The sequence below is a fragment of the Pseudomonadota bacterium genome (assembly GCA_034189865.1).
Lineage (GTDB): Bacteria > Pseudomonadota > Gammaproteobacteria > UBA5335 > UBA5335 > JAXHTV01.
Genome location: JAXHTV010000004.1, coordinates 163,728 through 184,177, shown reverse-complemented (window position 1 = coordinate 184,177; position 20,450 = coordinate 163,728). Strand labels below are relative to the sequence as shown.

The 20,450-nt window shown below is 61.1% G+C and carries 22 protein-coding genes, 2 tRNA genes and 1 riboswitch; of the genes, 17 read left to right on the top strand and 7 right to left on the bottom strand.

Annotation, left to right across the window (positions count from 1 at the left end; all coding sequences use genetic code 11):
• Both SVU69_03790 and SVU69_03785 read right to left on the bottom strand, forming a co-directional pair.
• The coding region (locus SVU69_03790; protein ID MDY6942114.1) for a GspE/PulE family protein at nt 1–1,247 on the bottom strand (1,247 nt) is incomplete at its 3' end.
• Between the two features lie 237 nt (nt 1,248–1,484).
• On the bottom strand, nt 1,485–1,979 hold the full coding sequence (locus tag SVU69_03785) for an RNA pyrophosphohydrolase (protein ID MDY6942113.1): 495 nt from the start codon (nt 1,977–1,979) through the stop codon (nt 1,485–1,487).
• Between the two features lie 135 nt (nt 1,980–2,114).
• On the opposite strand from SVU69_03785, the gene SVU69_03780 reads away from it, so the two are divergent.
• Complete coding sequence (locus SVU69_03780; protein ID MDY6942112.1) at nt 2,115–2,786, top strand: HAD family hydrolase; 672 nt, start codon at nt 2,115–2,117, stop codon at nt 2,784–2,786.
• Nucleotides 2,787–2,812: 26 nt separating this feature from the next.
• Here SVU69_03780 and SVU69_03775 read toward each other — a convergent pair whose 3' ends face one another.
• Nucleotides 2,813–3,580, bottom strand: a complete 768-nt coding sequence (locus SVU69_03775) for an inositol monophosphatase family protein (GenBank protein MDY6942111.1) — start codon at nt 3,578–3,580, stop codon at nt 2,813–2,815.
• 91 nt (nt 3,581–3,671) lie between these two features.
• Here SVU69_03775 and SVU69_03770 point away from each other — a divergent pair, with 91 nt between their 5' ends.
• The 11 genes from SVU69_03770 to SVU69_03720 all read left to right on the top strand — a co-directional run bounded on the left by SVU69_03770 (nt 3,672) and on the right by SVU69_03720 (nt 15,042).
• Complete coding sequence (locus SVU69_03770) at nt 3,672–4,643, top strand: iron ABC transporter permease (protein MDY6942110.1); 972 nt, start codon at nt 3,672–3,674, stop codon at nt 4,641–4,643.
• Nucleotides 4,640–5,413: an ABC transporter ATP-binding protein gene (locus tag SVU69_03765; GenBank protein ID MDY6942109.1), complete on the top strand. Its 774-nt coding sequence runs from the start codon at nt 4,640–4,642 to the stop codon at nt 5,411–5,413. The genes SVU69_03770 and SVU69_03765 overlap by 4 nt, the downstream gene beginning before the upstream one ends.
• A gap of 94 nt (nt 5,414–5,507) precedes the next feature.
• Nucleotides 5,508–5,750, top strand: a riboswitch (cobalamin riboswitch).
• Between the two features lie 121 nt (nt 5,751–5,871).
• Nucleotides 5,872–7,698, top strand: coding sequence for a TonB-dependent receptor (locus SVU69_03760; protein ID MDY6942108.1), 1,827 nt, complete (start codon nt 5,872–5,874; stop codon nt 7,696–7,698).
• A 14-nt stretch (nt 7,699–7,712) separates the two neighbouring features.
• Complete coding sequence (locus SVU69_03755; protein MDY6942107.1) at nt 7,713–8,498, top strand: energy transducer TonB; 786 nt, start codon at nt 7,713–7,715, stop codon at nt 8,496–8,498.
• 2 nt (nt 8,499–8,500) lie between these two features.
• A complete protein-coding gene (locus SVU69_03750; protein MDY6942106.1) occupies nt 8,501–9,067 on the top strand; it encodes a cob(I)yrinic acid a,c-diamide adenosyltransferase in 567 nt (188 codons plus the stop codon).
• A gap of 25 nt (nt 9,068–9,092) precedes the next feature.
• Nucleotides 9,093–9,413: a non-heme iron oxygenase ferredoxin subunit gene (locus tag SVU69_03745; GenBank protein ID MDY6942105.1), complete on the top strand. Its 321-nt coding sequence runs from the start codon at nt 9,093–9,095 to the stop codon at nt 9,411–9,413.
• A 141-nt stretch (nt 9,414–9,554) separates the two neighbouring features.
• The gene (locus SVU69_03740) at nt 9,555–10,037 is read left to right on the top strand and encodes an LEA type 2 family protein (protein MDY6942104.1); all 483 of its coding nucleotides are present in this window, start codon (nt 9,555–9,557) and stop codon (nt 10,035–10,037) included.
• A gap of 97 nt (nt 10,038–10,134) precedes the next feature.
• Nucleotides 10,135–10,617 carry an LEA type 2 family protein gene (locus tag SVU69_03735; protein ID MDY6942103.1) on the top strand — a complete coding sequence of 161 codons (483 nt, stop codon included), beginning with the start codon at nt 10,135–10,137 and terminating at the stop codon, nt 10,615–10,617.
• 4 nt (nt 10,618–10,621) lie between these two features.
• Entirely contained in the window at nt 10,622–11,314 is a 693-nt protein-coding gene (locus tag SVU69_03730) for an ABC transporter ATP-binding protein (GenBank protein MDY6942102.1), read from the top strand.
• On the top strand, nt 11,311–13,875 hold the full coding sequence (locus tag SVU69_03725; protein MDY6942101.1) for an FtsX-like permease family protein: 2,565 nt from the start codon (nt 11,311–11,313) through the stop codon (nt 13,873–13,875). The genes SVU69_03730 and SVU69_03725 overlap by 4 nt, the downstream gene beginning before the upstream one ends.
• 3 nt (nt 13,876–13,878) lie before the next feature.
• Entirely contained in the window at nt 13,879–15,042 is a 1,164-nt protein-coding gene (locus SVU69_03720) for a lipocalin-like domain-containing protein (GenBank protein ID MDY6942100.1), read from the top strand.
• Here the strand turns inward: SVU69_03720 and SVU69_03715 are convergent.
• Nucleotides 15,039–15,674 (bottom strand): TIGR04282 family arsenosugar biosynthesis glycosyltransferase, encoded by a 636-nt coding sequence (locus tag SVU69_03715; GenBank protein MDY6942099.1) that lies wholly within the window; start codon nt 15,672–15,674, stop codon nt 15,039–15,041. The two genes, SVU69_03720 and SVU69_03715, sit on opposite strands and share 4 nt — an antisense overlap.
• Nucleotides 15,671–16,348, bottom strand: coding sequence for a TIGR04283 family arsenosugar biosynthesis glycosyltransferase (locus SVU69_03710; GenBank protein MDY6942098.1), 678 nt, complete (start codon nt 16,346–16,348; stop codon nt 15,671–15,673). Before SVU69_03710 ends, SVU69_03715 begins: the two co-directional genes overlap by 4 nt.
• A gap of 89 nt (nt 16,349–16,437) precedes the next feature.
• Here SVU69_03710 and SVU69_03705 point away from each other — a divergent pair.
• From SVU69_03705 to SVU69_03695, 3 genes are all read left to right on the top strand, one after another.
• Nucleotides 16,438–16,513, top strand: a tRNA-Ala gene (locus SVU69_03705).
• 93 nt (nt 16,514–16,606) lie between these two features.
• A tRNA-Arg gene (locus tag SVU69_03700) sits at nt 16,607–16,683 on the top strand.
• A gap of 36 nt (nt 16,684–16,719) precedes the next feature.
• Entirely contained in the window at nt 16,720–17,181 is a 462-nt protein-coding gene (locus SVU69_03695; GenBank protein MDY6942097.1) for a GIY-YIG nuclease family protein, read from the top strand.
• 27 nt (nt 17,182–17,208) lie between these two features.
• Here SVU69_03695 and SVU69_03690 read toward each other — a convergent pair whose 3' ends face one another.
• Nucleotides 17,209–17,982, bottom strand: coding sequence for a dienelactone hydrolase family protein (locus SVU69_03690; protein ID MDY6942096.1), 774 nt, complete (start codon nt 17,980–17,982; stop codon nt 17,209–17,211).
• 185 nt (nt 17,983–18,167) lie between these two features.
• Between SVU69_03690 and SVU69_03685 the strand changes: the two genes are divergently transcribed.
• Together SVU69_03685 and SVU69_03680 are read left to right on the top strand one after the other, a co-directional pair.
• Complete coding sequence (locus SVU69_03685) at nt 18,168–18,554, top strand: DUF4399 domain-containing protein (protein ID MDY6942095.1); 387 nt, start codon at nt 18,168–18,170, stop codon at nt 18,552–18,554.
• A 71-nt stretch (nt 18,555–18,625) separates the two neighbouring features.
• A complete protein-coding gene (locus tag SVU69_03680; GenBank protein ID MDY6942094.1) occupies nt 18,626–19,402 on the top strand; it encodes a 3-deoxy-D-manno-octulosonic acid kinase in 777 nt (258 codons plus the stop codon).
• Here the strand turns inward: SVU69_03680 and lpxL are convergent.
• On the bottom strand, nt 19,399–20,325 hold the full coding sequence (gene lpxL / locus SVU69_03675) for an LpxL/LpxP family Kdo(2)-lipid IV(A) lauroyl/palmitoleoyl acyltransferase (GenBank protein ID MDY6942093.1): 927 nt from the start codon (nt 20,323–20,325) through the stop codon (nt 19,399–19,401). The genes SVU69_03680 and lpxL overlap by 4 nt on opposite strands.
• Nucleotides 20,326–20,450 lie beyond the last annotated feature (125 nt).

Genomic DNA, 20,450 nt, shown 5'->3' with positions numbered 1-20,450 from the left:
TGTGCTGCTTTGATCGCGATTTCGGCGGTTTCCAGGTCCCGGATTTCGCCAACCATGATCACGTCCGGATCTTGCCGCAGGAAGGCCCGCAAGGACGACGCGAACGTGAGGCCGACTTTTGGGTTGACGTTGACTTGGTTGACGCCCGGCAGGTTGATTTCAGCGGGGTCCTCGGCCGTGGAGATATTTCGGTCGGGGGTGTTGAGAATATTCAATCCTGTATACAGGCTGACCGTTTTACCGCTTCCTGTGGGGCCCGTCACCAGAATCATGCCTTGTGGGCGGCTGAGCGCCTGCTGGTACAACTGTTTTTGTTCGGGTTCGAAACCCAGAGCGCCGATTCCCAATTGAGCGGAAGAGGGATCGAGAATACGAAGTACGATCTTCTCCCCGAACAAGGTCGGGCAAGTACTGACGCGAAAGTCGATGGCACGTGTTTTCGATAATTTGAGTTTGATACGACCGTCCTGCGGAACTCGCCGCTCCGCGATATCAAGTCGCGACATGACTTTGATTCGCGCGGCCAGTCGCACGCCCAACGAGACCGGCGGCGTCGCGACTTCGTGCAGAATACCGTCCTGACGGCGACGCACCCGGTAAAAATATTCGAATGGTTCGAAATGTATGTCAGATGCCCCCTTGTTGATGGCGTCCAGGAGCACTTTGTTGACGAACCGAACCACAGGCGCATCGTCCGCGCCGAGATCGGCGACGTCTGCTTCACGGGTTTCTTCGGCGGTATCGAGATCCAGGTTTTCCAGATCCCCGTCCACCAGTTCCGACATTTTCTCGTCGAAACTTTCCAGATTTTTCTCGATGGCTTCGGAGAGCTTGTTGTATTCGACGAGAATCGCTTCGCTGTGTTTTCCTGTGTGGAACTCGATATCGTCTAAGGCTTGGAGGTTGGTCGGATCGGATACGGCGAGAAAAAGCCGGTTGCCTCGCCGATACAAAGGCAAAACGTGGTGGCGCCGTATCAGCTTCTCGTCCACCTCCTTGATCGGCGCCAAGCGCATATCCATAGCGTCCAGATCTAAAAACGGGACGCCGAATTCTTCCGAAATAGACAGGGCGATATCGCGTGGCTTGACCAGCTTCTGATCGACGAAATACGCCACCAGAGAGATTTTCTTGGCGGCGGCATCCTGCTGCGCTTTGAGCGCATCTTCAGGGGTGATGAGCTGGTCCGCAACGAGACGGCGGGCGACCCCGGTGAGACGTGGTTGATTCAACGTGCCGGTCGCCATCGCTAAGCTTTTGAGTTGATAGAGTTCTGAAGGTCGGGGTTAGCGTGTTGTGCGGGACACCCGAAATACCTTGTTTTACAGTCCATGGAAATTATCCGTCTCCCCCCAGATGGATCCAATGAAGTTATCGTGTCGATATCGGGTTTTCTTTAATGTGAATGCGGCCCGCAGGTGCTATCAAACCGCTGGTCGGCGCCGTTGATGCGGATGGGTGTGTTTGGAACGTCTTCCGGATACTTATTTGGACGTGGCGTTATGTCGTTGCAACGCCAGCGGCTCTAGTTCGGTGAGGGCTTTGCGGTAGACGTGTCGTTTGAAAAACACGACCGCCTCGGCCGGGTGCCAGTAGTCGACCCATTGCCAGGCATCAAATTCGGGTTCGTCTGTGGTGTCGAATTGGACCCGGTTCTCGTGCGAGGTCAGTCGCAATAGAAACCAGATTTGCTTCTGGCCGATACATCGGGGTTGGGCATTTGTTCGGATAAACCGTTTGGGCAAGTAATAGCGCAGCCAGCGCTGTGTTGACCCTAGTACTTCCACGTCATCGCATGTGAGGCCGACTTCTTCGGACAGTTCCCGAAACAACGCGTCTCGGGGCGTCTCGCCTTTTGCGATGCCGCCTTGAGGAAACTGCCACGCGTTTTGGTTAATACGCCTCGCCCAAAATACCTTGGATTCACCGTTGGAAATGATGATGCCTACATTGGGACGAAAGCCGTCGGAATCGATCATTGCGAGATGCACTACTGGCCTTAAACGTCATGTGATTGTCAACATACCGAAATTATTCGAACCTTTAAAGTCGCGTGCACAGACTCCATCTTAATGTGGGTAAAATAGCAAAGTCTTGAGTTGTCTGGAGGTCGCGTGGCGCTGGCATTATTTGATTTGGATAACACCTTGTTAGCGGGTGATAGCGATCATCTATGGGGGGATTTTCTGTCCGAGCAGGGTGCGGTGGACCCGGCCTGGTATCGGGCCGAAAACGAACGCTTCTACCGCGCCTATCAGGAAGGTACGCTCGATATCTACGAGTTTTTAGCGTTTTCCCTGCGTCCCTTGTCCGAACACCCCTTGTCCTTGTTGGAGCGATGGCGCACGGCGTTTTTTCAATCGAAAATCGAGCCCATCATGCTGCCGGCGGCACGCGAGTTGCTGGCCCGTCACCGTCGCGCGGGTGACACCTTGCTCATCATCACGGCAACCAACCGGTTCGTCACCGACCCGATCGCCCAGGCCTTCGCGGTGGATGCCTTATTGGCCACCGAACCCGAGCTGCTGAACGGGCGTTACACCGGCAAGGTTTGCGGAGTTCCCTGTTTTCAGAGCGGCAAAGTGACGCGACTGGACGCTTGGATGAATGAACGGGATCAAACCTGGGCCGGAAGCTATTTCTACAGCGATTCCCACAACGACCTGCCGCTACTGGAGCGTGTGGCCCACCCGGTTGCAGTTGACCCTGATCCCCAACTCGCTGCTGCCGCTCGCGCTCGCGATTGGCCTGTCATCAGTTTGCGGGAGCCCGACTCGTCACCGTAGCGTCATCATAGCTCGCTGGCCGTGGCCTAACGTGAGAGCACGGCCTCCACTTTCGGGCGAATGACTGTGTTAGTGGCGAGCACGCTCGTGGTTTTCAGTCCGATGTCTTTCCCCTGCAAATCGGTGATATCGCCGCCCGCTTCGCGGATGATTACGGTCAACGCCGCGATGTCGAGAATATTGACGTCCGATTCCACAACAATATCGATGGAGCCAGCCGCCAGCAGGTGGTAGTGATAAAAATCGCCGTAGCCGCGGGTGCGATTCATGGCGGCGACCAGCTGACCCAGCCTTGGCCATTGGTCTGATGTCGCCAGTGTCTTGATGTTGCCCATGGATAAAGTCGCTTGCGCCAAGGCGTCGACATCGCTCACCTGGATGGGCCGATCGTTCAGATAGGCGCCGGTGCCTTTCTCTGCGTAGGCCATCTCGCCGAACAACGGCGCATTCGATACGCCCAGCACCAACTCGCCCTGGTGCATCAATGCGATTTGGGTCGAAAAGAACGGATACCGGCGGACAAAGCTTTTGGTCCCGTCAATGGGGTCGATTAGCCAGACGTAGTCGGCATCCGCCCGCGTTGTACCGGTTTCCTCGCCATAGAATCCGTGGTCCGGAAAGCGGGTGAGGATCATTTCTTTGATGGCTTTTTCGGTCTCGACATCCGCCACGGTGACCGGCGTCTGGTCCGCCTTCAGTTGAACCTCGAAATCACCCGAATAGTATTTTCGAATGATCGATTCGCCGGCTTTCGCTGCTGCGATGGCCGTTTCCAGAAACGCGCTTTTTGACATGTGACTACCCCATGCGTGTCGATCGTTCCGCTGCCGGCGACGCGTCGGCAGGGTGCCGCACACGTCTGAAGGCGCCCTATAATACCTGCCGATGCCACGCCACGTACCGGTTTTATTGATCCTCGTTCTCATCGCCTGCGCGAGTCTTCTCGGCGCCCTCGCCTGCGGCGGCCGGATGCTGACGCCGGGGTCGCTGTTCGTGGCTTTACTGGGCGGGGGGGAACCTTTGGTTCAAACCTTGGTTTGGGATTTGCGATGGCCCCGCGCCATGGCGGCGTTCGTCAGCGGTGGTTTATTGGCCATCGCCGGTGCGCTCATGCAGATTCTGTTGCGCAATCCGCTGGCCGACCCCTACGTGTTGGGCGTATCTGGCGGGGCGTCGGTGGGGGCGTTGCTGGCCATCGTTCTCGGTGCCGCCGCCGGCACGGTCTCGCTGGCCGCGTTCGTCGGGGCCATGCTCTCTATCGGGCTGGTTCTCGGCGTGGCCCACGGGACCGGCAGTTGGACACCCAATCGCTTGCTGCTCGCGGGTGTGGTGTTGGCCTCCGGGTGGGGCGCGGTCATCAGCTTCTTATTGTCCGTCGCAACGGTGGAAGGGTTGCCCGGGATGGTGCATTGGCTGATGGGTGATCTGGCCGGAGTTTATCGGGCGCCGTGGCTTCAAGGCGTGTTCTTGGTGGGCCTCGCTGTGCTGGCGTGGCCGGCGGGACGCTCGCTGAACATCTTGGCGTTGGGAGAGCAGCAGGCGGAAACCTTGGGCGTGACCGTGGCGTTTTGGCACATGGTGATCTTCATCGTCGGTGCCCTGGCCACGGCGGTGGCGGTTTCGATTGTCGGCAACGTCGGTTTTGTCGGCCTTGTGGTACCACACATCTTGCGTTTGTCCATCGGCAATGATCAGCGTTTGTTACTTCCCGGCGCTGCTTTGCTGGGTGGCAGTCTTTTGGTGGTGGCCGACGCCTTGGCCCGGACGGTATTGGCGCCCCAGCAGCTCCCGGTTGGAGTCATTACTGCCTTTCTGGGCGTACCCCTTTTCCTTTGGTTGTTGAGGCGGAGTCGATGAGCGCCCATCGGCTCAGCGCCCATGGACTGGTCATCGATCTTCCGGGGCGTGCTGCGGGGCAGCCATTGGATGTCACCGTCATGGCTGGCCAGGTTTGGGGTGTGTTGGGACCCAATGGCGCGGGTAAAACCACATTGCTGCACACGCTGGCGGGTTTACGGGGGGCACGCGCCGGTCAGGTCCGGTTATTGGATCAGCCGCTCGCTGGCTTGAGCGCTCGCGAGCGGGCTCGCGAGCGGGCGATGGTGTTACAGGACTACCCGGATCATTTTCCCGCCACGGTTCTCGAGACCGTCCTGGTGGGTCGGCATCCCTGGATTCGTTTCTGGCAAGCGGAATCGGTGGCCGACCATCGGTTGGCCCGGGCGGCGCTGGAGCGGGTCGGATTAACCGGTTTTGAGGATCGCGAGGTGACCACGCTCAGCGGCGGGGAGCGTCGACGTGTGGCCATCGCCGCCGCATGGGCCCAGGCGCCTCAAGTTTACCTGTTGGATGAGCCCACCAATCATCTGGACCTGGGTCACCAGATCGCGATTCTGACCGAGGTGCGTCGGGAGGTTGAGGCCGACGACAAAGCCGCGGTGATCAGCTTGCACGATTTGAATTTATGCGCACGGTTTTGCGACCACGCGATTCTGATGTTTAAGGACGGCGCGCTGATGACGGGGCCGGTGGGCGACGTGCTCTCGGTGAAGAGCTTGAGCGATTTGTTCGACTATCCCCTGCGTCAGTTGCAAACACTCGAAAGCCGCTTTTTTGTTCCCGATTAATCGACGAGGTGGCGCTGCATGACCCGCGCCGCCTGTGGGTGCGTTTCCCTTCAAATGGCCAGTTGACAGGGATGGGCCCCGCGTATAGTGTGGCGCCACCTTAAATGCCCTTGGTGCGCCGACGACGTTCGTCTTCGGCGTGAAACGGGAAGTTGGTGCGATTCGGTCATAAGGATCTATTCCAACGCTGCCCCCGCAACGGTGATTGAGCATAGCGTGGTCCCCCGCCACTGTGTCTTTTCTTAACGACATGGGAAGGCGACCATCGCTCGGCATTTGCCCCCGGCGAATGGCCAACTCATCAGCCCGGAGACCGGCCAAGTGGAGCGAAGACCTGATGTGTTGCGGTGGGCAGCACGGTTGGGGCTCCCGTGCTGGTGCTCTTTCCTGTGATGTCCTCCGTATTCGACTTTCATTCTTCGTGCCCGGTGCACATGGACTGACAGGAAAATACAACATTGAACAAGAGCGCTAGCAGATCCCTTTTTCTCACTCTTTTGGCGTTGGGGGGAACCAGCGCCACTGCCTGGGCGGACGATGCGATTGTTGTCACCGCCACCCGAACCGCCCGCAGCGTGGATGACACCCTGGCGCCGGTCACCGTAATCACCCGTGAAGACATCGAGCGTTTACAGCCGGCCACGCTGCCGGATTTGCTGGTCGGTCAGCCGGGCGTCGATCTGGTCGCCAACGGCGGTTTCGGTAAGAACACCAGCGTGTTTCTACGAGGCACCAATTCCAATCAGACTTTGGTATTGATCGACGGCGTTCGTGTGGGATCCGCCACCACCGGTGCCGCGGCGCTGCAGTACATCCCACCGGAGCAAATTGACCGGATCGAGATCGTGCGCGGGCCTCGCGCGGGGCTCTACGGGGCCGATGCCATCGGTGGTGTGATTCACATTTTTACGCGACGCGGTCAGGGCGATCCGCGTTTCAACTTCACCGGCAGCGTCGGGTCCGATACCACCCGGGCGGGAAGTGTCGGCCTATCGGGTTCATCGGGAGGAACGCGGTACGCCGTGCAGGCCGCCTATTTCGGCACCGAGGGCTACAATGTGCAGCTTGACGGTGCGACGACGCCTTTCGGCTTCACGCCGGATGAGCCGGACGATGACGGTTACCGCAACGGTTCCGTCGGCGGTTCGCTGTCGCATCGCTTCAACAGTGGTTTGGAGTTGGGTGTGAATGCCCTGAGGGCCGCCGGTCAGACGGAGTATGACGGCGTTCCCAACGAAACCGACTTCGTTCAACAGGTCCTGGGCGCCTATGCCGCGATGCCGGTGCTGGCCGGCTGGTTCAGCCGACTGTCCGTGAACGAAAGCCGGGATGACTCGGACAACCTGTTCAACGACGAAGTGCAAACCTTATTCGACAGCCAGCGCCGGCAAATGACTTGGCAGAATGATGTCAGCATCGGCGAGGCCCAGTTGTTGACCCTCGGCGTGGACTACGTGTCCGACGAGGTGGTCAGCACCACCGAGTTCGCGGAAACCGAGCGCGACAATGTCGGCTATTTTATCCAGGATCAAATCCGTCTGGGCCGTCACGACATCGTCGGCAGCCTGCGTTATGACGACAACGACGCGTATGGGGAGAACACCACCGGGGGACTGACCTGGGGTGTGGATTTGTCCGACGCCGCTCGAGTCACGGCCAGCTATGGTCGTGCATTCCGGGCACCGACCTTCAATGAGTTGTTCTTTCCGGATGTGGGCTTTTTCGCCGGGAATCCCGACCTGGCGCCGGAGGAATCGGAGAATCTCGAGCTGGGTATTCAGATGCGCACCGGTCCTGCGCGGGTCCAGGCCAGCGTGTTTCGTAACACCATTGATGATCTGATCGTATTCGATTCCGGCGCGGGCACGGTGGGCAATATTGAATCGGCCCGCGTTGTTGGCCTGGAGACCGGCATCGAGCTCAATGCAGCCGACTGGCGGCTCTATGGCGCCGTGACCGTGCTCGATCACGAGAACCGCGACACCGGTGCCGACTTGCCGAGGCGGGCCAACGAGAGTGCCCGGATCGAGCTGGATCGAAGTTGGGGCGCCCTCAGTATGGGTGGCACGGTGATCGCCCAGGGCCGTCGTTATGATGATGCCGCCAACACCGTGGAATTGCCGGGCTATGGTCTGGTGAACTTCCGCGCCGGATTGGAAATCGCCGATGGTTGGAGCGTGCAAGGCCGAATCGACAATGTATTCGACAAACAATACAGTCTGGCCGACACCTACCTGCAACCGGGGCGCGCTGCCTATGTCAGCGTGAACTACCGCACGCCGTAGGGTGGATTTAGACGGTGACGGTTCGGCTGAATCATGCCCACGGGCGCTTGGCTGGTTTTCTGGCGCTATCGCTGATCCTGCACGCCAGTGTGCTGGTATGGCGAGAGGTGCCGTTGCCTTGGCCCGAATGGGCACCTCGCGGGCCGACCTCCGTTCATTTGGAGTTCGTTGCCGCGCCGCGGGGTGAGGCGGCCGGGCAAGAAGCGGTCCGGCCCCCCTTACCGGCACCCAGTCGTCCGAACAGCGATCAAAAAGAACTTACCCGCTCCGCTGAAGACCCAGTGGAGCGGGTATCCCGGCCGGCGATTCCATCGTCGAGGCCGAAGCCGAGTCCGGCCGTTGCCCCTGCCTTGCCGGCTGACCCTGTCCGGCGAATCGCCGAGCAGGCCGCGGTCATCCCAGCGGATAGACTATCCTCTTCCGCGGCGGATCCATCCCCATTGAGCGTTGAGTCCGAAAACGACGCGTGGTCAGCAAAGGCCGTTGCAAGGGGGGAACCGGCGGGTGGAGATACACCCGAGATGTTGATGGCGCGTGTCGGTGAGAGTCTGGCGAAGTATTTTTATTATCCGACCTTGGCCCGGCGTCAAGGTTGGGAAGGCGCCGTCAGGGTGCGGTTCGATCTGGAGGCGGATGGCGCCATCTCGAACGTCTCCGTTGCACAAAGTTCTGGCTATGCCATTTTGGATCGCAGTGCCGTGAAGGCCATGCGGCGGGTGCCCCGACTGACCGACGTGTCGCTCCCCGGCCGGCTTGCCGGTCTGGAGCTGCCAGTACATTATGAGCTGAAGGAGGGTTGAACATGGGTCACCGCTTGTCGAAAATCTACACTCGCACCGGCGACGCCGGAACCACCGGTTTGGGGGATGGTAGCCGGGTATCCAAAGACAGCTTGCGTGTGGAAGCGTTCGGAACCGTGGATGAGTTGAACAGCACGATTGGCGTGGTGGTGGCTCACGGAATCGAGGGTGATCTGCGCCACCGCCTGGAAGCGGTTCAGCACGATTTGTTCGATATCGGTGGCGAGCTGTGTATCCCAGGCCGCACCAGTATTCGCGATGCCAAAGTATCCCAGTTGGAGACTTGGTTGGATGAGATGAATGCGGATCTCAAACCACTGAAAGAATTTATTCTGCCAGGTGGTTCACCGGCCGCCGCCGCTTGCCATCTGGCCCGGACGGTGGCCCGTCGGGCCGAGCGGACGGTGTTGAGTCTGTCCCGGGAGGAATCCGTTAATCCGGTCACGCTCAAATATATCAATCGTTTATCGGATTTGCTGTTCGTGGCCGCTCGCGCCCTCAATCGGCAGGCCGGGGTGGCGGACGTTTTGTGGCAGCCAGAGCAAGCCGGCGAGCCGACGTCGGACTAAACCCACCGATTTTTAGGAGGATATTTTGAGCAACTGGACGGATGTGGCGCCGGCCGGGGAATTTCCCGTTGGCACTCACCAGGTGGTGGATGTGGAGGGTGTCTCCATCGCGGTGTTCAACGTGGAAGGCACCTACTATGCGATTGAGAACATCTGCACCCACGATGGCGGCACCTTGACCGGCGGTCCCGTGAAGGGTTGCGAAGTGACCTGTCCGCGCCACGGTGCCCGGTTCGATGTGAGAACCGGCGCGGTGCTCTCCCCGCCCGCCTATGAGCCGGTCGATACCTTTCCCGTTCGCCTGGAGCATAACGTGGTCCAGGTTCGGGATGATCGCTGGGATTGAAAGGCCTCTGATCCCGCCGATGCGATGGGTGCGGTCAAGCGACCGGGAATATTTCACCTTCGGCGACCACATGGTAGCGTATCCGGTTTCATCAACGGGTCACCCGCGTGGGTGTCACTGACAGTAAGGAATCGGTCGCATATGCAATACCCCATCCGATGGGCGGCATGTCTCATTGCCTTGTTCGCATTGATCCTCGGCGGCTGCACGGGCATGCTGAACCGCCTGGTGGAAGAACCGGAAATTCGGCTTCAGGAAATACGAATCCTCGAGGTCGGCCTGGTTTCGCAGCGTTATCGTCTGGTATTGGAAATCTACAATCCCAACAGTGTGGCGATGCCGGTGGAGCGGATCAGCTACCAAGTGGATCTGGCCGGTCAGTCCTTCGCCAACGGTGAAACAACCGAGCCTTTCACCGTACCGGCACGCGGCCGCGCCTTGTTTCACACCGATGTACGAACGAATCTGCTCGAGTTTGCTGGCCAAATGGCCAATCTGCTCTCGAATTTCAACGGCGAGTTGGACTATCACATCCAAGGGGAAGTGGAAGTCGATTTGCCTTTTACCGATACAGTCCCGTTTGAGCGCAAGGGCACGGTCCAGTTGTATCGCGGCGGAGACTGAACGGTCCCGCCAGGGACCGGCGAGGCGGTTCTAAGGATTGCGTTAAAATGACACGTTTGTGTCAGGGCGAAGGGATGCCCAAGGAGGATCAAGGAAGATGGAGCGACAACCCATCGAAGGCGAGATTGTCGAGCCCAAGCCAAGTGTGCGGGATCGTCTGCGTGGCTGGCTGATCAAGCAAGTGCGGCGTTTCGTAAAGACCCCGGAGATTACCATCACCGGTTTGCAGGCCAAGGAAGTGAGCCTGTTCGAGCAACGTTTTTGTCTCACCATACGCATCCATAATCCCAACCGAATTGCCTTGCCCGTCAAAGTGTTTCGTTATCGTGTGGAGTTGATGGGGCGGCGATTCGCCAAGGGCGAGAACGTCGAGGCGTTCAAGATCCCCGCGCGCGATGCGGTGGAGTTCGACGTGAACGCCAAGCTGTCGATGGCGCGTTTGGCGGGTTCTCTAGCGACATTTCTGCTGCAGGGCGAGCCGGAGTTGAATTACCGCATTCGGGGCGACATCGACGTGGGGTTGCCCCTGATTCGCAACATACCCTTCAGTTACGGTGGTCGCGTGGACTTCAGGCGTTAGTCCGATGAGCCGCTCGCTTATGGTCGAACTCGGCGATGTGCGCCACAGCTACCTGGAAGGCGCCGGTCGCCGTACCGTGCTCAACGGCCTGGATCTGCAGGTGCCCACAGGTGAAATGCTCGCCCTGGTGGGCCGCAGCGGCTCGGGCAAATCCACTTTGCTAAACCTCATCAGCGGTATCGATCGCCCGGATCAGGGCCGTATCGAAGTGGCCAACCAGCGATTGGAGGCAATGGACGAACGGGGGCGCACGTTGTTGCGGCGCCGGCGCATCGGCTTTGTGTTTCAATTCTTCAATCTCCTGCCCACATTGACGGTGGCTGAAAATCTCCGGCTGCCGCTGCAGCTGAATCAGCGGAACGATGAAGCCGCGAGCAAGCGCATCGAGTTGTTGCTGCACGAAGTCGACCTCGGCGGGTACGGCCATCGCTTTCCCGATACCCTATCGGGCGGCGAACAGCAGCGTGTGGCGGTGGCCCGGGCCCTGATTCATCAGCCCGATCTGATTCTTGCCGACGAGCCCACGGGAAATCTGGATGTCGACACCGGCAACCACGTGTTTTCGGTGTTGGAGCGCTTGGTGCGGGGTGCCGGCAAGACCTTGATCATGGTGACGCACAGCACCGAGCTCGCGAGTCGGGCCGATCGCGTCTTACACCTCCGCAAAGGCCGGTTGCACGGCGAGGCCTCGGCTTGATTCCCACTTACTGGCTGGCCGGCATCCGGCATTTGCTGCGGCATCGCTGGTTAACCGCGCTTTCGGTGTTGGGCATCGCCCTGGGCGTGGCGGTGGTCATTGCCGTCGACATGGCCAGCAGCAGCGCACGTCACGCGCTAAACCTCTCCATGCGGGGGGTCGTCGGCCAAGCCACCCACCACATCGTTGGCGGTCCTGGCGGGATAGACCAAACCATCTATTCCGATCTTCGCCTTGCTGGCTGGTCTTACCCCTCCGCCCCGGTGATCGAGGCCACCGTTACACCGGCTGATCGGCCGGGGCTGAGTTTCCGTTTGCTGGGCGTGGACGGTGTGGCCGAGGCGCCATTTCGCGGTTTCGGAAGCGCGGGGGGCGCCGGCCAGTTTTCGCTCCGTGGCACGACGCGCTGGATGACCCTGGCCGGTCAGATTCTGCTGTCTGCCCCCGGCGCGGCCGAATTGGGCCTTTCCAAGGGCGATACCGTCGATCTGCTGTTGCCCATGGGCCGCGACACAGTGACCGTGGCTGGTGTGTTCGAGGCCCCGGCCGATGAGCAAATGGTCTCGGGTTTGATGCTGATGGACATCGCCGGAGCGCAGGAGCTGCTCCGCATGGACCGGCGCATCACCCGGATCGACCTACAGGTGCCCAAAGGCGAGGCGGGCGAGCAGGCCCTGGCAGAGTTGGCGGCGCGTTTATCGCCGGGGCTGCGGATCGAGACGGCCGGCACCCGCACCCGCGCCATGGAGGGCATGACCCGCGCTTTTGACTTCAATCTGGCGGCGATGAGTTTGCTGGCCTTGGTGGTGGGTTTGTATCTGATCTACAACACCATGAGTTTCGCCATCGTCCAGCGGCGGCCACTGCTCGGCACGCTGCGCACCTTGGGGGTGACCCGAGAGCAAATTTTTATCGGTGTCACCGTCGAGGCAGTGCTGTTGGGGATCGTCGGGACCGCGCTGGGGTTGTTGTTGGGTACGGCGCTGGCTCGGTTTCTCCTCGCCTTGGTCGCCCGGACCATCAACGATATGTACTACGCGCTGCAGATCACGCAGCTGTATCTCGACCCGGTGAGTGTGGCCAAAGGCGCGGCGCTGGGTTTGGTGGGCAGCGTGCTGGCGGCGATCGTCCCGGCCGTGGAAGCCGCGCGAACGCCGCCGCGGATGGTCTTGAACCGCTCGGTGCTGGAGGGGCGGGTACATCGGTTAGCGCCGGCCTTGGCGCGGGCCGGCGTGGTGCTGTTGGTGCTCATGGCGCCACTGTTGCTGTGGCCGAGCCAATCGCTTCTTCCGGCCTATGGGGCTTTGGTGGCACTGGTATTGGCAGCCAGCTTATTCATGCCATCCATCACCTTGTGGTTGATGACCGGGGTGGATCGTCTGTTGCCTGTCAATGGCTCCTTGGAGGCCCGGCTTGCCGCGCGCGGCGTGTCCGGCTCGCTGAGCCGAACCGGTCTGGCCATCGCCGCGCTCACCATTGCCTTGTCGACCAATGTCGGCGTGGGAACCATGATCGCCAGCTTCCGTGACAGCGTTTCAACCTGGCTCGAGCGCACCTTGAGCGCCGAGATATACGTCTCACCCGGCGTCGCCTCGCCGCGCGGCGCGGTCGTGATTGAATCGGTGGCCGACCGGCTGCGCGACATCCCGGGTGTCCGCCAGGTCGTGGCGATCCGCGCGTCGGAGATCGAGACGCGCTCCGGACCCATCCGCGTCACCGGCTTCGATGTGGTGCCTGAGGTTCGCGATGCATTGCTGTTGCAAGCCGGCCGGCCGAAGACGGCATTTCCTGCCATCACCGACCCGGAACGGGCCGTGCCCGCAGCACTGGCCAGCGAACCGTTGGCATTTCACAACCGGCTGTCGGTGGGCGACAGAATCACCTTGGCCTCGGAGCACGGTTGGATCGAGGTCGAAATTGTCGGCGTGTATCAGGACTACGGCTCCGATCGCGGCAATCTCTTGGTGGGCAGCGAGACCTTCATCCGCCTTTGGCCGTCGCGCAAGGGCTTCAACGGCATTGGGCTATATCTCGTGGAGGGCGCAGACCAGCAGGCCGTCGTCAGCGCGGCGCAACAGTTGGCCAGCCCGGCCAATCCCCTTTCGGTCATGCAAACCCGCGGTATTTTGGAATACTCGCTGGAGGTGTTCGAGCGCACCTTTGCCGTTACCGGCGTGTTGCAGTTGCTCACGCTGGTGGTGAGCATCGTGGGCGTGACCAGCGCGCTGATGGCGTTGCAGCTGGAGCGAGCCAAGGAAACGGCGGTGATTCGGGCACTCGGCATGACGCCGGGTCAAGTGGGGCGCATGGTAACGGGGCAGACGGCGCTGATGGGTGCAGTGGCCGGACTGACGGCAGTTCCGGTGGGGCTCGTTCTGGCGGCAGTGCTCACCGGCGCGATCAACCAGCGCGCCTTCGGCTGGAGCATCGATTTCGTCTGGTCGTTCAGCGTGCTCTCCCAAACCCTGTTTACGGCCATCATTGCCGCCGTGGTCGCGGGTTTGTATCCAGCCTGGCGCATGGCCACCACGCCCGCGGCCCTGGCACTGCGGGAGGACTGAGGCGTGCGGGCCCTTGTCGTTCTTGTCACCGCTGTGGTGTTGGGTTTGTCTGTCGTGTATCTCACCTCCAACCGTGATTCCGGCAGGGGGGATTCGCCGGCCGGTGCGATTGATTTGTCCCAAGCGTTTGTGGAGGAGGGGATTTCGGGCTTTGAGCGCGCCGTGACCCCCAGATCCTGGGATTTCCCCGAAGATCACGGCCCGCACGAGGATTTTGCCAGCGAGTGGTGGTATTTCACCGGCAATCTGAAAGCCGACGATGGCCGAGATTTCGGATACGAACTGACATTTTTCCGCGTCGCCGTCGCGCCCGACATGCCACAACGCGCCTCCGACTGGGCCACCCGGCAGATCTACATGGCTCATTTGGCTCTCACCGATGTCGCGGCCGGCGAGTTTCATGCCTTTGAGCGGTTTAATCGCGCCGCTTTGGCAATGGCCGGGGCCCAGGCACAGCCGTTGCGCGTTTGGCTGGACGACTGGGAGCTCAAAAGCCTGGCGCCGCAGGGGCCGGCATTTCCGGCCCGGCTCACCGCGCGGCAGGGGGATGTGGCCATTGAGCTGGTGTTGGCGTCGGACAAACCGCCGGTATTGCAGGGCCGCGAGGGCTTGAGCGTCAAAGGCCAAACGCCCGGCGATGCATCTTATTACTACTCCCTGACCCGCATGCCGACTCAGGGGCACATCACGCTGGGCGAGGAGATCATTCCGGTAAGTGGCGCGTCGTGGATGGATCGGGAGTGGGGGACATCTACCTTAGGAGAAGACCGGGTGGGCTGGGACTGGTTCTCGGTCCAACTGGACGATGGACGGGAGTTGATGTTCTGTCAGATACGACGCCGGGATGGCGCGCCCAACCCGTTCGACTACGGCGTGCTCGTGGATGCGGACGGCAGCTATCACATTCTGGAGCACGACGCGGTGGTGGTGACGGTCCGCGACCATTGGCGCAGCCCCCACTCGGGGATTCGTTACCCCTCGGGCTGGACCCTGGAGTTGCCATCGGAATCGCTGCAACTGCGACTGGAGCCGGCCATCGCCGACCAAGAGCTGAATCTGGCAATCCGCTATTGGGAAGGCCTGGTGCAAGTGACCGGAACCGACGCAGACGGCCGCGTGAGCGGACACGGCTACGTGGAGCTCACCGGTTACGGCGCGGCGCCTTAAAGCCAACCCGCCCGCCGGGCCGTTTGCAGGTCGGCGTAGTGATCCACGTCCGGTTTGGGCGGCAGGCAGCGCCAGGACCGGTTGAGAGTGGATAGCCGGCGATAAGTCTGGGCCATCACCCGCTCGGTACCCCAGTCGATGCCATGAAAGAGCCCGGGCGCGGGCCGATTCGCCCCCACCAGCACATAACCGCCATCGGTGCTCGGTCCCAGCACAATCTCCGCGCCCCTGGCCAAATGTTGCAGTGCCGCATCCAGATCGGCGTAGCCCAGTGCCGGGCAGTCGGTACCGATTAAAACCGCACGATTGGCGACCCTTAACGCCTGGCAGAGGGCATGATTCATGCGCCGGCCGAGATCACCCCGCGATTGGCGCCGCAGTCGAAGGCTAAACCGCCGGCGACAGGAAAAAAAGAACGGATGCCGGATGTCCGGTACGCCCACCAGCCAAACCGGTGCCAGGCGCGCGGCGTGCAGTGTGGTCAGCGTCTTCAAAGTCATTTGCCGGTGCCACCGGGTTGCCGCAGCGGGACCGATCCGCCGCGCGAGGCGGGTTTTGACCTGCCCCACCACCGGAGCGCGGGCGAACACCAGGATGATCGCGTCCGGGTGCCGATATGAGCGCTCGCTCATCGATAGCGCCCGGCCAGGGTATGCGGGTCCACCCCCCGCCAATACGCGAAGCGCAATGACCACATGAGTCCTATCGTGCGCCACACACCGTGCTGCTCCCAGCGGCGCGCGGATGTGACGAGCGGCCCAGTCAGGCAAGCCGGTGGCGCCAAGCGTCGCAGGCGCTGGCTGATTTCGATATCTTCCATGAGCGGGATATCCGCAAATCCGCCCATGGCCTCAAACCGCGCGCGCTGGACAAAAATCCCTTGATCCCCGGTGGCCATCCCCGTGAGGCGGGAGCGCCGGTTCATCATAAAACCCACCAAGCGGAGCATCGCGAGCCGAGAGTCCAGCCGCACATCGAACCGACCCCACAGCGCGCCCTCTGCGACCGCTTGCAACAGCTCCGTCACGGCGCTGCGCGCCATTCGGGTATCGGCGTGGAGAAACCACAGGATTTGGCCTTGGGCGAGTTTGGCGCCGGCATTCATTTGCCGGGCGCGGCCCCGTTCGGCGGTCACGATGTGGTCCGCCAAGCCCGCGCACCGGCCCGGTGTTTCATCGTCACTGCCGCCGTCGACGACGATCACTTCGTGGCCCTGGTCGCGAGCGAATTGGAGCGCTTGTAAGGTGGCAGAAATCTGCCCCGCTTCGTTCAGCGTCGGGATGATGATGGACAGGCGAAGGGACATAGGCGCATCTGGCAGCCGGTTTGAGGTGATGTTAAACTAGCGCCGCGGCGGCCGTGAAGTCGCCGCTTGTCGTTATGACAACCCTCTGTGGGGCCGTAGCTCAGCTGGGAGAGCGTCGCGTTCGCAATGCGAAGGTCGGGAGTTCGATCCTCCTCGGCTCCACCAAGTTCCATTAAAATGCCGGCGGTTCGCCGGCATTTTAATTTCTGGCAGTGGCCGGGTAAGCTTATCAGCTGCATCGTGTTCCAGTCGCTCACGGCCCCGGTAGCTCAGTAGGATAGAGCGTCCGCCTCCTAAGCGGAAGGTCACAGGTTCGATTCCTGTCCGGGGCACCAAATTCAACGTTTTTTCACGGTCTGGTTTGACGTGCCATGGCAGTTTTGAGGTCGGAGCCCGGGAGTTACGCGTTGTTGCTGCGGGCCGATTCGGACGCGGTGGTCACGGCCGGCGGTTTGGGTGAGCTGGCGATCAAGGCCGGGTTGTATCTGTACCTGGGTAGCGCCCGCGGGCCCGGCGGCGTCGCGGCGCGGGTGGCTCGGCATCTGCGTGGGGGGCGGTCTCACTGGCATTTGGACTATCTGCGGCCGGTGGTGCAGCCGCTACGCGTGTGGGTGGCCTATACGCCGGAGAAGCTGGAATGCCTCTGGGCCAAGTCTTTATTTGCCCTGCCGGGCATCGAAGCGCCGGTTCGGCGGTTCGGGTCCAGCGATTGCCGCTGCATCGCCCATTTGGGTTATTACGCAGCCGACCCGTGGCCAAACGCGGCCTGGGAAGGGACCTTTCCTGGCACGTTGCCCCCGGGCGCCGACTGGTCTTGCCAGCCGCTCGGCTGAGACGAGAACCGGCGCCCGGGACGTAATCTAGCGCAAGACTTCGTCGAAAAACTGTTGCATGGCCGCCCAGGACCGCCGATCGCTCAGCGGGTTATAGGCCAATCCCTCCATGTCGACGGAGTCGGCTTTCGGATTGGTGAAGCTGTGTAAGGTGTTGCCGTAGATGACCAACTGCCAGTCGGCGCTGCTCGCTTTCAGGCCGGATTCAAACGCTTCGAGCTGCTCGGGTTTGACGAAGGGATCTTGCGCCCCGTGCAACACCAAAATGGCCGATTGGATTTGATCCCGATCCGCTTCGCCCGGCGCGGTCAGCCCGCCGTGAAACGAGACCACGCCTTGCACATCCGCACCGCTGTAGGCGAGCTCCAGCACGGTGGTGCCGCCGAAGCAAAAGCCGATGGCGCCGATGCGTTTTGGGTCCACGCCGGCTTGTTTCTTAAGCACGTTAACTGCTGCTTGAGCGCGTTTTCTAAAGGCGCGGTTTTCGCTCACTTCTGTGTACCACTGACCGGCTTGTTCCGGATCGTGGGTGGCCATGCCTTTGCCGTACATGTCGGCGGCAAACGCCACGTAACCCAGCTCCGCCAATGCCTCCGCCTTGCTGCGGGCGAAATCATTCAGCCCCCACCACTCGTGGAACACCACAATACCCGGCCGGGGTTCCTTGATGCTGTCATCGTAGGCCAGGTAGCCGACGTACGATTTGCCGGCGATGGGATATTTGATGGTTTGGGTGACGATCTCGGCGTGAATCACGCCCGCCCAAACGAAGGCCATTAGGCCGATCCAACCGATGCGCATGGAACCTCCAAAAACCGTGGTGGGACGAAGAGCGTCCATTGTCGGCACGCGCGGCGGCGCGGTCAACGCCTGCGCTTGTGGCGTGACAGTGGCTGCGGTAGCTTGTAGGCAATGTCCAACCGTCACGACCGTAAGGAATCAAAGCTGTGAATAAAAAACGACCGCTCGGATGGCTTTTCGGGCTCATGGTTTTTCTTGTAGGTACGATGTTGCACGCCGCGCCGGCACCGGAGGGTGCGGCGATTTATTTTATTTCGCCCACTAACGGCCAGACGGTCAGCAGCCCGGTTGTGGTCCGTTTCGGGCTCCGTGGCATGGGCGTGGCGCCGGCGGGTGTGGAGCGCGCCGCGACCGGTCATCATCATTTGTTGATCGATGCGGAAAGTTTGCCGCCCTTGGATGCCCCGGTCCCGGCAGACGAACACCATCGCCATTTTGGTGGCGGCCAAACGGAAGTGTCGGTGGAGCTCGCGCCCGGTGAGCATACGCTGCAGCTGTTACTGGGCGACCACAACCATATTCCGCACGATCCGCCGGTGGTTTCCGAAAAGATCACCATTACGGTGAAGTGATTTTCGAGCTGCCATCAATTGGGGATCGCGACCGCCGCTAGAACGGCTGATCAGTTGGGGGATTGCTTTCGTTGTCCATTGCCGAATCCATTGAGCGGGCGGGTCCCTCACCCGTGCGGCCACGCTATGCGCAAACGCCCGACGGCGCGGTGGTGTTTGATGCTGAGTCGGTGGATCACGCTCGTTCGGACCTGTTCGGTCCGGCAGCTGGGCGATGGCAGGCGCATCCGGCCGGCCGCGGCCAGGTGGTGGTTATCGACCGTGGCGAGCGTGAGTGGGTTTTACGCCACTATCGCCGCGGTGGACTGGTCGGGCGCATTGGGCGCGACCGTTACGTGTGGGCCGGGTTGGCGCTGAGCCGTCCGTGGCGAGAGTGGCATCTGATTCACGATCTCTATCGCCAGGGTTTTCCGGTTCCCCGGCCTATCGCAGCACGGGTGGTGCGTCGCCGCTGGTCTTACACCGCCGATCTGATCACCGAGCGATTGCCTGCGTTTTCCCTGTGGGACGAAGTGGTGGCCGGTCGGGTGGGCCCCGAACGTTGGGCTGCGGTGGGTCGCTGCATACGCCGGTTTCATGACGCCGGCGTTTATCATGCCGATTTGAACGCCCACAACATCCTGTTGGGGGCGGGCGAGGCGGTTTTTCTTATCGACTTCGACCGGGGCCGCCGCCGCCGGGGCAAGCGATGGAAGCGAGCCAATCTGAAGCGGCTCAAGCGTTCACTGGATAAATTGCAACGCCAACGTGACGAGGTGGTTTTCTCGTCCGTGGATTGGCGTCGACTTTTGCGAGCCTATCTTGCCGGGGGAGAAAAACGCCGCGCTTGGCCTTCGGCCGGGATTTAAGCGTAGGCGTCCGGGTATTCCGGTGGGCGCTTCTTGAAACGCTGGTGTACCCAGAAATATTGCTCCGGGCACTGACGAATCAATTCCTCGATAATCTGGTTGACGCGGGTGGTGTCCGCCAGCGGATCGTCGGTGGGAAAGTCTTCCACCGGCGGATAAAATCGCACGTAGTAACGTCCGATTTTGTCATCGCGGCGGAACAAAAACGGCAAAACCCGGGCATGGGTCATTTTGGCCAGGCGGGGCGTCGCGGTGTTGGTGGAGGCGGGAACGCCGAAGAACGGCACCATGGCGCTGTTTTTACCCCGATGGTTTTGATCCGGCGCGTACCACACCGCGCGCCCTTGTTTGATGTGCCGGATCATGGTGCGGATGTCGTCGCGCGGGATGGCGTTTTCGAACATCCGCTCCCGATGGCCGCGCATGAAACGCTCAATGACCGGGTTCTCGTGGCGACGGAACAGTACGTCCATGTCGACCTGCGGCCCGAGTAGGCGCCCGCAGATGTCGATGGAGGAAAAATGGGCGCTGAGCAAGATCACGCCCCGACCGTCGGCTTGCGCGGCACGCAAGTGTTCCAGACCCTCGATCTCGAGCCGACCGGCGACGCGTTGGTCCGGTGCCCACCAGCTCATGGTGGTTTCGATCAGACCCATGCCGAGGGATTCCAGGTTGCGCTTTAGCAACTGCTCCCGCTCGCTTGCGCTAAGTTCGGGCAGGCACAATTCCAGGTTGCGCCGGGCCACGTGGCGGCGGGATTTAGCCAGATAGTAGGCCGCGCGCCCCAGAAACCGGCCGATATTCAATTGCCATCGGTAAGGTAATTGGCTGCTCAACCACAGGACACCGAACAGCGCCCACAGCGGCCAGAAGCGGGGGTCGAATTGGGAACGGCTTTCCAGCGCTTGGCGGCGTCTTCCCACCCAAAGATCCTCTCGTGTCGGGGTGTTTTTCAAATGCGGCCGCAAGTGTATCGCGCGCATCCGCTTGGGGAAACGTTTCTTCCGCCGGAGCCGCCATATCGCTGTGATATGCTTTGCTCGTTTTT

Coding starts and splice junctions, on each gene's coding strand:
- SVU69_03735 (MDY6942103.1), top strand. CDS start 10,135: ATGGAGCGACAACCCATCGAAGGCGAGATTGTCGAGCCCAAGCCAAGT.
- SVU69_03695 (MDY6942097.1), top strand. CDS start 16,720: ATGGCAGTTTTGAGGTCGGAGCCCGGGAGTTACGCGTTGTTGCTGCGG.
- SVU69_03775 (MDY6942111.1), bottom strand. CDS start 3,580: ATGTCAAAAAGCGCGTTTCTGGAAACGGCCATCGCAGCAGCGAAAGCC.
- SVU69_03740 (MDY6942104.1), top strand. CDS start 9,555: ATGCAATACCCCATCCGATGGGCGGCATGTCTCATTGCCTTGTTCGCA.
- SVU69_03715 (MDY6942099.1), bottom strand. CDS start 15,674: ATGAGCGAGCGCTCATATCGGCACCCGGACGCGATCATCCTGGTGTTC.
- SVU69_03750 (MDY6942106.1), top strand. CDS start 8,501: ATGGGTCACCGCTTGTCGAAAATCTACACTCGCACCGGCGACGCCGGA.
- SVU69_03690 (MDY6942096.1), bottom strand. CDS start 17,982: ATGCGCATCGGTTGGATCGGCCTAATGGCCTTCGTTTGGGCGGGCGTG.
- SVU69_03685 (MDY6942095.1), top strand. CDS start 18,168: ATGGTTTTTCTTGTAGGTACGATGTTGCACGCCGCGCCGGCACCGGAG.
- SVU69_03730 (MDY6942102.1), top strand. CDS start 10,622: ATGAGCCGCTCGCTTATGGTCGAACTCGGCGATGTGCGCCACAGCTAC.
- SVU69_03770 (MDY6942110.1), top strand. CDS start 3,672: ATGCCACGCCACGTACCGGTTTTATTGATCCTCGTTCTCATCGCCTGC.
- SVU69_03785 (MDY6942113.1), bottom strand. CDS start 1,979: ATGATCGATTCCGACGGCTTTCGTCCCAATGTAGGCATCATCATTTCC.
- SVU69_03710 (MDY6942098.1), bottom strand. CDS start 16,348: ATGTCCCTTCGCCTGTCCATCATCATCCCGACGCTGAACGAAGCGGGG.
- SVU69_03765 (MDY6942109.1), top strand. CDS start 4,640: ATGAGCGCCCATCGGCTCAGCGCCCATGGACTGGTCATCGATCTTCCG.